Consider the following 13,942-nt stretch of genomic DNA (forward strand, 5'->3'; position numbering starts at 1 on the left):
CCCGCGAACACAGGTCGGGGCGAGAAGGGAGGACGGGCACCGGTGACCTCGAAGGACTGGCTGGAGAAGGACTTCTACGCCGTGCTCGGGGTGGCGAAGAACGCCACCGCCGACGAGATCAAGCGTGCGTACCGAAGGCTGGCCCGCGAGCTCCACCCGGACCACAACCCCGGCAATCCGCAGGCCGAGGAACGCTTCAAGAGCGTCTCCGAGGCGTACGCCGTGCTGTCGGACGACAAGCAGCGGCGTGAGTACGACGAGATGCGCTCGCTCTTCGAGGCGGGCGCGTTCCGCCGGGGCGCCCGGACCGGCGGTTACACCGCACCCGGTGGCTTCGAGGACATGTTCGGCGGGGACACCCGGTTCGGCGGCGCGGGCTTCTCCGACCTGTTCAGCACGATCTTCTCCGGCGGCAACGCGCCCGGCGCGACCCGTCGAGGGCCGGCCCGCGGCCGGGATGTCGAGACCGACGTGATCCTGGAGTTCCGCGAGGCGGTCAAGGGCACGACCAAGCCCGTCACCGTACGCTCGCCGGGCGTGTGCGACGTGTGCCACGGCAACGGCGCCCGCCCCGGGACACTCCCCCGCACCTGCCCGGTCTGCCAGGGCAGCGGCTTCGTCTCCCGAGCCCAGGGCGCGTTCAGCTTCTCCGAGCCCTGCCGGGAATGCCAGGGCGTCGGCACCGTCGTCGACGAGAAGTGCCCCGAGTGCCACGGCACCGGCGGAGTCACCAAGACGCGTACGCTCAACGTCCGCATCCCGGCCGGAGTCGCCGACGGCCAGCGCATCCGGCTGGCCGGACGCGGCGAACCCGGCGAACGCGGCGGATCGGCCGGCGACCTGTACGTGTTGGCGCGCGTACGCCCTGATCCGATCTTCGGCCGCTCCGGCGACGACCTGACGCTGACCGTCCCGATCGGCTACTGGGAAGCGGCGTTCGGCGTCGACCTCCGGGTGCCGACCCTCGACGGCCCGGTGACCCTCCGCGTCCCGGCCGGTACGCCGAGCGGCCGCACGCTGCGCGTACGCGGGAAGGGTGTGGCCCGCAAGGACGGCCGGACCGGCGACCTGCTGGTGACCGTCGAGATCGAGGTCCCGAAGGACCTCACCGCCGACGCCCGGGCGGCCTTGGAGAACTACGCGCATTTCGCGCCGCGTCCATCCCGTCAGCACCTGGACGTGCACCTGCGGGAGCCGAGCGAGGGAGAGGTCCACTATGGATAACCCCGGGTGGCGGGAGACCGAGATCCAGATCGACGCCAAGGTCCTCATCATCTCGGTGGCGGCGCAGATGGCCGGGATGCACCCCCAGACGTTGCGGCAGTACGACCGCCTCGGCCTCGTGCAGCCCGGCCGGGCGGCCGGCGGCGGGCGCCGCTACAGCCTCCGGGATGTCCAACTGCTCCGCGAGGTGCAGCGGCTCAGCCAGGACGAAGGCGTCAATCTGGCCGGGATCAAGCGCATCATCGACCTCGAGAACCTGGTGACCCAGCTCGAGGAGCAGGTCAACGAACTGCGAGAGATCGCGCAGGCGGCCCTGCAGCGAGTGGCCGAGCTCGAGGCGATGGCGCCGTTCCCCCGCCGCGACCTCCTACCCTCCCCTCGCCAAACAACCGCCTTGGTGGTGTGGAAACCCCGCTCTTGATCTCTCTTTTGATCTAACGGCGGTGGCACCCGTCATTTGTTTCCTGGCAAGGCGCACGCCACCGCCGTCGGCGTCGGCGCAGTGGCCCGTAGGGCCTCTTCGTCAGGGGCGGGTGGGCGGGAAGGTGGCGAGCAACGCCGCCAGGGAGCAAATGACGGGCGCTTCACAATCTACGGCCGGAGCGGACTAAGCCGCCCTCACACCACTCGTGGTACTCGAACAGCTCTTGGCGGGCCATCAGCATCCGCGTGTTGTGCGCCCAGGTCACCATCAGCTCGTCGCCTTCTTCCTCGGCGACCTCCACGAGCTTGCGCAGCTTCTTGCGCGGGTGTGCCCGGAAGTTCGTCCGGATGCCGTCGGCGGCATAGATGTAGACGCAGTGGAGGGCGAACCGGCGGGCCGGGCAACTCGGGTCCATGGCGAGGTCGAACAGCGGCTCGATGAGCCGGTCGTTGGCCACCAGGAGGTCCCAGTCGGGGGGCAACGTCTGGAGCGGCACCGAGTCCGGCGAGTACGCCCAGGCGCGCAACTCCGCCGGGCGTGGATCGACCGGATTCACGAAACCGCGGAACACCGCCTGTTGGACGCTCACCATGTGCTCCCGAGGAAGGGCCTTCCTGGCTCAGCCGCGATGCTGCGGCGACACCGTAGCGTGTTCGTTCGATGACGCGGCATTTCCGATGCCAAGCCGTTATATGTCATTCCGACGACGGGGCCGCTGGCGTCCCGAAGTTGAGTCGACTAGACTCAACCCACGATGGACACTCAACGCCTCACCACCAAATCCCGGGAGGTCATCGCTGGTGCGGTGGCCATCGCCGGACAGCGCGGCCACGCCGTCGTCGAAGCGTGGCACCTGCTGCTCGCTCTGCTCGACACCGGCGGCTCGACCGCCGCGGGGCTCCTGCGCGCGGTGGGCGCGAATCCCGCCGACGTACGCCGAGCCGCCGCCCGCGCGGTCGAGCAGATGCCGACGGCCCGGGGCTCCAGCGTCGCCGAGCCGACGCTGTCCCGAGAATTCCTGAACTCCCTCAACGCCGCCGAGCAGATCGCTCGGCCCCTCGGCGACGAATACGTCTCGACCGAGCACCTGCTGGCCGGGCTCGCCCAGGTCGGCGGGGCCGTCGGCGACCTGCTCAAGCAGCACGGCGCGACGGAGCAGCAGCTGGTCGCCGCGTTCCCGACGATCCGCGGCGGCGAACGGCGCGTCACCAGTCCGGACCCCGAGCAGCAGTACCAGGCGCTCGAGAAGTACGGCATGGATCTGACCGCCCGCGCCCGGGAGGGCAAGGTCGACCCGGTCATCGGGCGCGACGCCGAAATCCGGCGGGTCATCCAGGTGCTCTCTCGGCGTACCAAGAACAATCCGGTGCTCATCGGCGAGCCCGGGGTCGGCAAGACCGCCATCGTCGAGGGCCTCGCCCAGCGCATCGTCGCCGGTGACGTCCCGGAATCGTTGCGCGACAAGCGACTGGTCAGTCTCGACCTCGGGGCCATGGTCGCCGGCGCGCAGTACCGGGGTCAGTTCGAGGAGCGCCTGAAGAGCGTGCTCGAGGAGATCACCGGCAGCGACGGGCAGATCATCACGTTCATCGACGAACTGCACACCGTGGTCGGCGCGGGCAAGGGCGAAGGCTCGATGGACGCCGGCAACATGCTCAAGCCCATGCTCGCGCGCGGCGAACTGCGGATGGTGGGCGCGACCACGCTTGACGAGTACCGCGAGCACATCGAGGCCGACCCGGCCCTCGAACGACGCTTCCAGCCCGTCCTGGTCGGCGAGCCGTCCATCGAGGACACCATCGGCATCCTGCGTGGGCTCAAGGAACGCTACGAGGTCCACCACGGCGTACGGATCACCGACGCCGCGCTCGTCGCTGCGGCCTCGCTCAGCGACCGCTACATCGCCGACCGCTTCCTGCCGGACAAGGCCATCGACCTCGTAGACGAGGCCGCGTCGCGATTGCGCATGGAAATCGACTCGCGGCCCGTCGAGGTCGACGTCATCGAGCGAGCGGTACGCCGGCTGGAGATCGAGGAGATGGCGCTGGCGAAGGAGAGCGACCCGGCTTCGGCCGAGCGCCTCGAGCGGCTGCGCGCCGAACTGGCCGACAAGCGCGAACAGCTCACGGCGCTGAGTGAGCGGTGGCAGACCGAGAAGTCGCACATCCAGGCGATCTCTCAGGCCAAGGAGGAGCTGGAGACGCTGCGGGGCGAGGCCGACCGAGCCGAGCGCGACGCCGACCTGGGCCGCGCCTCCGAACTCCGCTACGGCCGCATTCCGGAGCTGGAGCGCAAGCTGGCCGAGGCCGAGAGTGAGCTGGCCGGGCTGCAGGATCACGGCGCGATGCTCAAGGAGGAGGTCGGCCCGGACGACATCGCCGAGGTGGTGGCGTCGTGGACCGGCATTCCGGCCGGGCGGATGCTGGAGGGCGAGACGGCCAAGCTGCTCCGGATGGAGGAGTCGCTCGGTTCCCGGGTCATCGGGCAGCCCGAGGCGGTCGCCGCCGTCAGCGACGCGGTACGCCGCGCTCGGGCCGGCATCGCCGACCCCGATCGACCCACCGGCTCGTTCCTGTTCCTCGGCCCGACCGGCGTCGGCAAGACCGAGCTGGCCAAGGCGCTCGCCGAGTTCCTCTTCGACGACGAGCGCGCGATGGTCCGCATCGACATGAGCGAGTACGCCGAACGTCACGCGGTCGCCCGGCTCGTCGGCGCACCGCCCGGCTACGTCGGGTACGACGAGGGCGGGCAGCTCACCGAGGCGGTCCGGCGGCGTCCGTACTCCGTCGTGCTTCTCGACGAGGTGGAGAAGGCCCACCCCGACGTCTTCGACATCCTGCTGCAGGTGCTGGACGACGGGCGGCTCACCGACGGCCAGGGGCGTACGGTCGACTTCCGCAACACCATCCTGATCCTGACCTCGAACCTGGGCTCGCACGCCATCGCCGATCCGACGCTGAGCGACCAGCAGCGGCAGGACTCGGTCATGGCGACGGTGCGGGCGCACTTCAAGCCGGAGTTCCTCAACCGCCTCGACGACATCGTGGTCTTCCACGCCCTGAGCCAGGACGAGCTCTCCGCCATCGTGGAGATCCAGATCGACCGGCTACGCCGTCGGCTGGCCGAGCGGCGGCTCACCCTGGAGGTGACGCCGGAGGCGCTGGGCTGGCTGTCCGGGCACGGCTACGATCCGGTCTACGGCGCTCGCCCGTTGCGGCGGCTGGTGCAGACGGCGATCGGCGACAAGCTCGCCCGCGCCCTGCTCGGCGGGGAGATCCACGACGGCGACACCGTGCGCGTCGACCGAGAGAACGACGGGCTCATCCTCAAACAGTGACCGAGTTCCCTCGAACAGTGGGGTTGTCCTGCTGAAACAGCCGACGTGGGGACGGTCGAGATCGGATAGCGTCGCCGGTCATGACCGCCCCCACCGTCGTCACGGGTGACTTCGTCCCGGCCGGACCCCAGCGTGGCCCGCGACCGGCCACCGTCACCATCGGAGCCGCGTTCCAAGCGGCGGCCGTAGTGGTTTTCCTGCTGCTGATCGCGGCCGCATGGCTCACCCGGGCGCAGTACGACGGATTCGCCGACGAGGCGGCCCGGCTCGTGTCGACCCGGCCAGGCGAACTCGAAGCCGAGCATGACAGCAACCTGACCATGGCGATCGTGGTCAGCGTCCTGGCCGCCCTGCCCGCGCTGTGGTTCGGCGCGACGTTGTGGCCGCTCTTCCGCGGCGCCAACGTGGCCCGCATCCTGGCCGCCATCGGTGCCTTCACCATCCCCGGCCTGGGCCTGCTGATGGTGATCGGCAGCTGTGTGAGCGGCATGTTCCTGCTGTTCTTCCTGACGAGCGTGCCGTTCGAGGAGGAGCCGATCACCACGGACGACTACGGCGACGACTTCAGCGACGACTTCAGCGGTACGCCGTTCCAGGAGAAGATGTGGGACCTGGAGTCGTCGGCGCCGTTCGACTTCGCCAGTCTGATGCCACTCGCGCTGTTCGCCGTCGTCTGCGTGCTGGCGGTGACCGCGATCATGTACGTGCTACCGCCGACCAACCGCTGGTACAACCCGGCTCGGGCGGTCCCCCGCGGGCGGCCTTATCCGGTGCCGGTCTACTACCCGGTCTACTACCCCTACCCGGCCCAGACCAGTACGCCGACTCCCCCGGCACCGCCGGTCGACCCGCCGGCCGACCCGCCAGCCGATCCGCCAGCCGATCCGCCAGCCGATCCGCCAGCCGATCCGCCGACGGCATGATCCCGGGTCCGGCGATCATGGCCGCGGGGAGTTGATCAGGGAGCCAGGGACACGACACGCCGGTCGATCATGACCGAAGGTTCATGATCAACGGAAAAGGGTGGGGCGGTCGACGGTGGGGCGTTGGGGGCGGTCGACGGTGGGGCGGTCGACGGTGGGGCGGTCGACGGTGCGGCGTTGGGGGCGCTCGACGGCGGCACGTTCGAGCACGACGCGCGCGGGCCGGGTGCCGGTACGCAGCACCGGGCGGCGAACGATCGGCCGAGCGATCGGCCGAAGTTTGACCGGCGGCAGGCCGACGACGACGGGCAGGTCGACCGGGAGGTCCACCACCGGCTTCAGCACCACCGGACGGACGAACGGCTGCCGCGGTCGCACCCGAGCCACCACCGGCCGTACGACGGGCCGGAGTGGCTTGGCGTTGACCGTCCGCTCCGGTACGCGTACCCGCTGAGGCTGAGCGAGCACGGCGGTCTTGTGTTGCGGGCGGTCCTTGACCTGCGCGGGCTCCACTTCGCGGGTCAGCGGGGCTTGGCCGTGGGCGCGGACTTTGACCGGCGCGGGCGCCGCCGGTTCGAAGAGCAGGACGCCGGCGGGTTCACGGAAGGCCGGCGCGAGATCGTCGAGCCCGGTACGCATGACGACGAAGGTCGGCAGCGAGGTCAGCCCGACCATCGTGGCGACGAGCAGGCCGAACCGGCCTTGACCGCCGCGCAGGGCGGCCCGGATGCGTTGACCGACCACGGTCGGGAGGTACGCCTCCGCCGCCTGGTTCTCCTCGCCGTCCTCGTCTTCGGCGTCGGCCGGGGCGGCCGGGGCGGGCCACCGCCGATCGCCGCTGCGGGGCTGCTTGTGGCGACCCTTCTCCAGGACGGAATCCAGGAATCCTTCGGAGGTCGATTCCGCATCCTGTGCCATGAAGGCCTCCAAACCTCTAATCCCGGGGAATTTCCACAGAATGCCGCATACCACCTAAGAAACCGCGGATTCCACGCCGAAGCCGGGTGGACTAAAGCGACACTGGGTATCAGTGGGGGCAAAAGCGGCTGCATGATATCGGCCACGCTGTGAGCGCGGCCACGGATGCGGCAGGATATGGGGGTAAGGCGGCAACGGTGCCGCGGGTCTTCCGTGACTGCACCTGCCGGCGAACTCCCGTCGCGCGACAGCCCCCACCTGGGCGAGGCGCGACGCCGACCGCTCCGACGGCAGGCCAACCCCGCCGCCGAGCACATCAGAACAGGGAGATACGGATGACCAAGGGCGCAACCGCCCCGCGCCGTTCCGGCGGCAGCCGGGGCCGCGGCGGCACTCCCCCGGAGCCCGACTACGTACAGCTGCTCACCCCGGATGGCGAGCGGGTGAGCCACCCCGACTACTCGGTCGACTTCTCCGACGAGGAACTGCGCGGGCTCTACCGCGACCTCGTCACCGTCCGCAAGCTCGACGCGGAGGCCACCGCTCTGCAACGCCAGGGCGAGCTGGGCATCTGGGCCAGCCTGCTGGGGCAGGAAGCGGCTCAGGTCGGTTCGGGGCGCGCGCTGCGCAGCCAGGACATGGCCTTCCCGACCTATCGCGAACACGGCGTGCTCTACTGCCGGGGCATCGACCCGATCATGCCGCTGAGCCTGTTCCGCGGCGTGGACCAGGGCGGCTGGGACCCGGTGGCGAACAAGTTCAACCTGTACACGATCGTGATCGGCGCGCAGACGCTGCACGCGACCGGTTACGCCATGGGCATCACGAAGGACGGCAAGGTCGGCACCGACGACGGTGAGGCCGTCATCGCGTACTTCGGCGACGGCGCGACCAGCCAGGGCGACGTCAACGAGGCCTTCATCTGGTCCTCGGTCTTCCACGCCCCGGTCGTCTTCTTCTGCCAGAACAACCAGTACGCGATCAGCGAGCCGCTGGAGCGCCAGACCCGGATCCCGCTGTTCCAGCGGGCGGCCGGCTTCGGTTTCCCCGGCGTCCGGGTCGACGGCAACGACGTGCTGGCCTGCTATGCGGTCACGCGCGCGGCGCTGGACAACGCCCGGCTGGGCCAGGGCCCGACGCTGATCGAGGCATACACCTACCGGATGGGCGCGCACACGACCTCCGACGACCCCACTCGCTACCGCGTCTCCTCCGAAGTGGAGGCATGGCAGGCGAAGGACCCGATCGCCCGGGTCCGGGCGCTGCTCACCAAGGAGAAGATCGCCGACGAGGCGTTCTTCGAGCAGGTCGACGCCGACGCGAAGGCCGAGGCGGTCCGGCTGCGGGAACGGGTGCTCAGCATGCCCGATCCCGACCCGGCCCAGATCTTCGAGAACGTCTACGTCGAAGGTTCGCCACTGGTCGACGCCGAGCGCAAGCAGTTCGAGGCGTACGCCGCGTCGTTCGAGGGGGGTGCGCACTGATGGCGGTCGAGACTTTGACCCTGGGCAAGGCGCTCAACACCGGCCTGCGCCGCGCCATGGAGCGCGACGACAAGGTCATCCTCATGGGCGAGGACATCGGCAAGCTCGGCGGCGTCTTCCGCATCACCGACGGGCTGCAGAAGGACTTCGGCGAGGAGCGGGTCATCGACACCCCGCTCGCCGAGTCCGGCATCATCGGCACCGCTATCGGCCTGGCCCTGCGCGGCTACCGGCCGGTCTGCGAGATCCAGTTCGACGGGTTCGTCTACCCGGCGTACGACCAGATCGTGTCGCAGGTGGCGAAGTTCCGCTACCGCTCGCGCGGACACGTGAACCTGCCGATGGTCATCCGCATCCCGTTCGGCGGCGGCATCGGCGCGGTCGAGCACCACAGCGAGTCGCCGGAGGCGTACTTCGCGCACACTGCCGGGCTCAAGGTCGTGGCGTGCTCCAACCCGGAGGACGCGTACTTCATGATCCAGCAGGCGATCGCGTCCGAGGACCCGGTCATCTTCCTGGAGCCCAAGCGCCGCTACTGGGAGAAGGGCGCCGTCGACACCGCGCTCGGTCTCGACGCCGTCACTCCGCTGCACTCCAGCCGCGTGGTCCGGGCCGGCACCGACGCCACCGTCCTCGCGTACGGCCCGATGGTCAAGACCGCGCTCGACGCGGCCACCGCGGCTCAGGAGGACGGCCGGTCGCTCGAGGTCATCGACCTCCGCTCGCTCTCGCCGATGGACCTGGCTCCCGTGTTCGACTCGGTACGCCGAACGGGGCGACTGGTCGTCGTGCACGAGGCGCCGGGGAACCTGGGGATGGGCTCGGAGATCGCCGCCCGGGTGACCGAGGAGTGCTTCTACTCCCTGGAGGCGCCCGTCCTGCGGGTCGCCGGCTACAACACCCCCTACCCGGCCTCGCGCCTGGAGGAGGAGTACCTGCCCGACCTGGATCGCGTCCTCGACGCCGTCGACCGCTCGTTCGGGTGGTGAACTCATGAGCGTCAAGGAGTTCAACCTGCCCGACCTCGGTGAGGGTCTGACCGAGGGCGAGATCCTGAAGTGGCTGGTCAACGTCGGTGACGTGATCGAGCTGAACCAGCCGATCGTGGAGGTCGAGACGGCGAAGGCGGCCGTCGAGATCCCCGCGAAGTGGGCCGGCAAGGTCGTCGAGATCCACCATCCGGAAGGGACGGTCGTCGAGGTCGGTTCGCCGATCATCGCGATCGACACCGACCCGTCCGGCTCGTCGGCGTCCGGCCCGTCCTCCGCCCCGGCGGACGACATGTCGTCGCAGGCGGCGGCCGGTGCCGAGAAGGCCGCCGAGGCGAGTGCCGGGCTCATCGGCGGACCTGCGCCGGGTGGGCGGACTGCGGTGCTGGTCGGATACGGGCCGCGGACGACGGAAGCCAAGCGGCGTCCCCGGGTCTCTACTTCGCCGGCAGCACCCGCTGCTGCTCCGGCTGCGGCTGCCGCTCCGGCGGCTCCTGCTGCTCCGGCTGCTCCGGCTGCTCCGGCTCCGGCCGCTCCGGCGCCGGTCAACGGGGGCGCTTCGGTGCTGGCCAAGCCGCCGGTCCGCAAGCTGGCCCGCGATCTGGGCGTCGACCTGACGACGATCGAGGGCACCGGTCCGCAGGGGTCCATCACCCGTTCCGACATCGAGGCCGCGCGCTCGGCTCTGGTTTCGGCCCCGGCGCGCGCCGTCGTCGCCGGTGAGCGGGAGCAGCGGATTCCCGTCAAGGGCGTACGCAAGCTGACGGCGGCCAACATGGTGGCGTCGGCCTTCACCGCACCGCATGTCACGGAGTTCCTGACCCTCGACGTGACCCGGTCGATGAAGGCGCTCGACCGGTTGCGCACCCAGCGCGACTGGCGCGACGTACGCATCTCGCCCCTGCTCATGGTGGCCAAGGCGGTCCTGCTCGCGATCAAGCGGCACCCGATGGTCAACTCGGCGTGGGACGGGGCCGCCCAGGAGATCGTGGTGAAGAACTACGTGAACCTCGGCATCGCCGCCGCGACCGACCGTGGGCTGATCGTGCCCAACATCGCCGACGCCCAGGCGCTCTCGCTGCGCGAGCTGGCGGACGCGATGACCGACCTGGTGACCGTGGCGAAGTCGGGCAAGACGCCGCCGGCCGCGATGACCGGCGGCACCTTCACCATCACCAACGTCGGCGTCTTCGGCGTCGACACCGGTACGCCCATCCTGCCCCCCGGCGAAGCGGCGATCCTCGCCTTCGGCGCCGTACGCGAGCAGCCGTGGGCGTACAAGGGGAAGGTCAAGCTGCGTCAGGTGACGACGCTCGGTCTCTCCTTCGACCACCGCATCATCGACGGGGAGCTGGGTTCCCGCTTCCTTGCCGACGTCGGCGCGTTCCTCGCCGACCCCGAGGCGGCCCTTCTCGCCTGGACGTAACACCCGCTTGATCAGGGTCATTTCCATGTCGCTATGACAACGTGGAAATGACCCTGATCTTGCAGTGAGCCCCTGCGCGCGCCGCCAATCGAACGATGAAGGCTCGCTCGATCTCGGCCAGCACCGAGTGGGGCGCCTCCCGAATCTGCTTCGGCGTGAAGTGCAGCACCAGGATTCCCGCCGCGGCCAGCAGATTGTGGTGTCGCAGCGTGGCCTCCCAGCCGTCCGTCGAGAAGTGGAACTCCCGCGAGTCCACCTCCACCGCCAGCGCGGCTTCCTCCAGGTAGCCGTCGGGCGTCGGCAAGTCGTCGCCGGCGGCGTCCATCAGCTGCGGATTCCAGCTGATCGCCGGCAGGATCAGGCTCTGTTTCGTCAGCCGTCGCAAGTCCGCCTCCGGCGCCGACCGCACGCCGTCGGCCACTTCGTCGACGACCGCGCGGAGGACGGCGGTCCCGTTGCGCCGGGCGAACTCCAGCTCGCGTCGCAGGTCGGGGATCGTGGTGATCGCCCGCTGGATTCCTTCAGTGACCACGCCACGGATCGTCCGGGAGTCATGACCTGTACGCATCGCGTCCACGACGGCACGGGCGGGTGAGCAGACGCGTACGCATCCCGCGTAGGGCCATTCCGTGGGGTCGAGGCGATCCGTGCGGTGCAACCGCACTCGTGGTACGCGCCGCAGCCGCCGCTCATGCGGGACCAGCACGTCGATTGCCGACTCGCGAGGGAGATACCGGAAGCCGTGGATCTCCAGCGCGCTCAGCCCGGCGATCTGCGCCCGAGCGCCGGCGTAGAGGCCGGCCGCGATGAACTGCTGCCGCCGGGTGAGCGCACCGGAGAAGGCGGCCACGACCCGGGGCAGTACGCGCTGCCAGTCCCCGCGTTTCAGCTTCCACCGGAGCATTCCGGGCGTGACGCCGACCTCGGCCAGCTGCGCGTCGGTGGCGATCTTCTCCTGAAGCACCAGCAGTTTCGCTAAGACATCCACGGAGATAATTCAAAGGTGGCGCAGCGGTGCTGGGTAGCCCCTGTGGATGAGTTCCATGATCAGGGTCATTTCCATGCTGCTATGGCGACAGGGAAATGACCCTGATCATGCCAACTCGACGAATACGTGCACCCGCTCTCCTGAGCGGACCTCGGCGGCAGCCGAGGTGGCGCGCAGCTCGGCCGACCGGCCGAGCAGGATAGGCGAGCGGAAGCGAGCCGTAGCCGCGTCAGCGGAAACCCGCGTAGCGGCAAGGACACGCGCAAGCGTGTACATCCCATGTGCGATGGGGCGCGCGAAGCCGAAGGCGCGCGCGCCCAGCCGCGAAGTGTGGATGGGGTTGTAGTCGCCGGAGACGGCGGCGTACCGCCGTCCCGCGTCAGCGGCGAACCGGAGGACCGCCGAAGGCGGCCCGTCCAGCGAAGCGTCGTCCGCGTCGGCGGCGACCTCCGCAGTGGTCTTCCCCCGCCGCAGGTAGGTCGACGTCTCCTCCCAGACGACGGAACCGTCGAGGGATGCGGTGGTGACGACGTCGAACTGCCGCCCCCGCCGATGAGCCCGGAGATCGCGCGCAACGACCGAGAAGTCGAGCGAAGCGCCCAACGGCAGCGGTCCGTGCACGACGTACGAGTTGGCTATGTGCACCAATCCGACCACCGGAAACGGGAAGTCGCCGCCCGACATCAGGCGCATGGTCGGCCCGAACGCCATGATGTGCGGGTATGTCGCGGGCATCGTGGAGCGCAGCGGGAATCCGCACACCGCGTTATAGGCGGCCACCGCGGTGACCGACGCGGTGGCGGAGAACTCCACCACGGTGGACGGCAGGACCGCCGGCCGGGGCCGGGGGATCAACGTGGCAGCCGCACGGAGCAGCATCACGCCCCCAGCATCTGCTGGCCGCAGACCCGCAGCACGTTGCCGGTGACTCCGGCCGAGCCGGGTTCGGCGAAGTAGCCGATGGTCTCGGCGACGTCGATCGGCAGGCCGGCCTGGGCCAGCGAGTTCATGCGGCGGCCGCCTTCGCGTACCACCAGCGGCAGGTGGGCGGTCATGGCGGTCTCGATGAAGCCCGGCGCGACCGCGTTCACCGTGATGCCGCGCTCGGCCAGCGTCGGGGCCAGCGCGCGTACCCAGCCGGCGACGCCCGCCTTCGAGGTCGCGTAGTTCGTCTGGCCGCGGTTGCCCGACAGACCCACTACCGAGGACACGCCGACGATCCGGCCGCCCGCCGGAATCAGGTCGGCCGCCAGCAGCGCCTCGGTCACGCGTACCGGTGCGGCGAGGTTCACCGCCAAGACCTGGTCCCACTGGTCCGGGCGCATGTTGGCCAGCGTCTTGTCCCGCGTGATGCCCGCGTTGTGCACGACCACGTCGACTCGGCCATGGCGGTCCTTCAGGTGGTCGACGAGGCGCGCGGCCGCGTTCTCCACCGCCAGATCCGACTGGTACGCCGTACCACCGAGCGAGTTGGCGACAGCGGCGAGGGAGTCACCTGCGCTCGGAACGTCGAGACAGACCACGTGGGCGCCGTTGCGGGCGAGCACCCGGGCGATGTCCGCCCCGATCCCCCGCGCCGCCCCGGTCACCAAGGCGACCTTGCCCGCCAGGGTGTCCTGCGACAACGGCCCCACCGGGGCGCCCACGGTCACCACCTGACCGTCCACGTAGGCCGATCGGCCGGAGAGGAAGAAGTCCAGCGTGGAGCGCAGGGCTTCCGCATCCGTGGACTCCGCTGTGCGTACCAGTTGAACGGTGGTGCCGCGACCCACCTCCTTGGCGAGGCTGCGGGTGAAGCCCTCGACGGCCTGGCGCACCGCGGCGGCCTCGACCGACGGGGCCTCGGCGGGCAGCGCGGCCAGGACGATCACGCGACCGGCGGAGGCGAAGCCACGCGCGATCGGGTGGACGGTGTCGTAGAGATCGCGCAGGTCCTCGACGGTGGCGAGGGTCGTGGCGTCCAGGACGAGGCCACCCAGTTTCGCGCCGTCGGTCGGGGCGGGGTACCAGCCCTCGACGCCCGAGGCGAACCGGCCCTCCCCCGCGACCCGCACCGGCCCGGCGAGCGGGTGGTCCGCGTCGTAGCGGCGGAGACTGGGCGGGTTGGGCAGGCCGAGTCGCTTGACCAGGACACTGCCACCGGCGCTGCGTGCGAACGACGCGTAACGGTCCGACATAAGGTTGACTGTACCCATTGGTATACCCACCGATCTTACTCGCGAGTAAGTT

12 protein-coding genes are annotated in these 13,942 nt (G+C 70.0%); 7 read left to right on the forward strand and 5 right to left on the reverse strand.

All coding sequences use genetic code 11. The annotated features are described in order from the left end of the window. Window positions 1-42 precede the first annotated feature (42 nt). Entirely contained in the window at window positions 43-1,224 is a 1,182-nt protein-coding gene (gene dnaJ, locus AB0H43_RS00675) for a molecular chaperone DnaJ (protein ID WP_359994337.1), read from the forward strand. Beyond that, on the forward strand, window positions 1,217-1,645 hold the full coding sequence (locus tag AB0H43_RS00680; protein WP_359994340.1) for a helix-turn-helix transcriptional regulator: 429 nt from the start codon (window positions 1,217-1,219) through the stop codon (window positions 1,643-1,645). The genes dnaJ and AB0H43_RS00680 overlap by 8 nt, the downstream gene beginning before the upstream one ends. Window positions 1,646-1,808: 163 nt before the next feature. Here AB0H43_RS00680 and AB0H43_RS00685 read toward each other — a convergent pair whose 3' ends face one another. Beyond that, entirely contained in the window at window positions 1,809-2,237 is a 429-nt protein-coding gene (locus AB0H43_RS00685; RefSeq protein WP_359994343.1) for a hypothetical protein, read from the reverse strand. A gap of 165 nt (window positions 2,238-2,402) precedes the next feature. Between AB0H43_RS00685 and clpB the strand changes: the two genes are divergently transcribed. Continuing rightward, window positions 2,403-4,985, forward strand: coding sequence for an ATP-dependent chaperone ClpB (gene clpB, locus AB0H43_RS00690; protein ID WP_359994346.1), 2,583 nt, complete (start codon window positions 2,403-2,405; stop codon window positions 4,983-4,985). Between the two features lie 80 nt (window positions 4,986-5,065). Continuing rightward, a complete protein-coding gene (locus AB0H43_RS00695) occupies window positions 5,066-5,908 on the forward strand; it encodes a hypothetical protein (protein WP_359994349.1) in 843 nt (280 codons plus the stop codon). Between the two features lie 87 nt (window positions 5,909-5,995). On the opposite strand, the gene AB0H43_RS00700 is transcribed toward AB0H43_RS00695, so the two are convergent. After that, window positions 5,996-6,826, reverse strand: a complete 831-nt coding sequence (locus AB0H43_RS00700) for a hypothetical protein (RefSeq protein WP_359994352.1) — start codon at window positions 6,824-6,826, stop codon at window positions 5,996-5,998. A 335-nt stretch (window positions 6,827-7,161) separates the two neighbouring features. On the opposite strand from AB0H43_RS00700, the gene pdhA reads away from it, so the two are divergent. Genes pdhA through AB0H43_RS00715 form a run of 3 tightly spaced genes read left to right on the forward strand, consistent with a single transcriptional unit; the run spans window position 7,162 to window position 10,725 of the window. Then, window positions 7,162-8,310 carry a pyruvate dehydrogenase (acetyl-transferring) E1 component subunit alpha gene (gene pdhA / locus AB0H43_RS00705; protein ID WP_359994355.1) on the forward strand — a complete coding sequence of 383 codons (1,149 nt, stop codon included), beginning with the start codon at window positions 7,162-7,164 and terminating at the stop codon, window positions 8,308-8,310. Further along, window positions 8,310-9,299 carry an alpha-ketoacid dehydrogenase subunit beta gene (locus tag AB0H43_RS00710; RefSeq protein WP_359994358.1) on the forward strand — a complete coding sequence of 330 codons (990 nt, stop codon included), beginning with the start codon at window positions 8,310-8,312 and terminating at the stop codon, window positions 9,297-9,299. Before pdhA ends, AB0H43_RS00710 begins: the two co-directional genes overlap by 1 nt. Before the next feature lie 4 nt (window positions 9,300-9,303). Continuing rightward, window positions 9,304-10,725: a dihydrolipoamide acetyltransferase family protein gene (locus AB0H43_RS00715; RefSeq protein WP_359994361.1), complete on the forward strand. Its 1,422-nt coding sequence runs from the start codon at window positions 9,304-9,306 to the stop codon at window positions 10,723-10,725. A gap of 31 nt (window positions 10,726-10,756) precedes the next feature. On the opposite strand, the gene AB0H43_RS00720 is transcribed toward AB0H43_RS00715, so the two are convergent. The 3 genes from AB0H43_RS00720 to AB0H43_RS00730 form a co-directional block, all read right to left on the reverse strand. After that, window positions 10,757-11,713, reverse strand: coding sequence for a hypothetical protein (locus tag AB0H43_RS00720; protein WP_359994364.1), 957 nt, complete (start codon window positions 11,711-11,713; stop codon window positions 10,757-10,759). 105 nt (window positions 11,714-11,818) lie between these two features. Then, complete coding sequence (locus AB0H43_RS00725; protein WP_359995697.1) at window positions 11,819-12,592, reverse strand: MaoC/PaaZ C-terminal domain-containing protein; 774 nt, start codon at window positions 12,590-12,592, stop codon at window positions 11,819-11,821. Then, window positions 12,592-13,890 (reverse strand): 3-oxoacyl-ACP reductase, encoded by a 1,299-nt coding sequence (locus tag AB0H43_RS00730; RefSeq protein WP_359994367.1) that lies wholly within the window; start codon window positions 13,888-13,890, stop codon window positions 12,592-12,594. The genes AB0H43_RS00725 and AB0H43_RS00730 overlap by 1 nt, the downstream gene beginning before the upstream one ends. Between the last annotated feature and the right edge of the window lie 52 nt (window positions 13,891-13,942).

This window comes from Hamadaea sp. NPDC050747 (assembly GCF_040654195.1).
In the GTDB taxonomy this organism is placed as follows: domain Bacteria; phylum Actinomycetota; class Actinomycetes; order Mycobacteriales; family Micromonosporaceae; genus Hamadaea.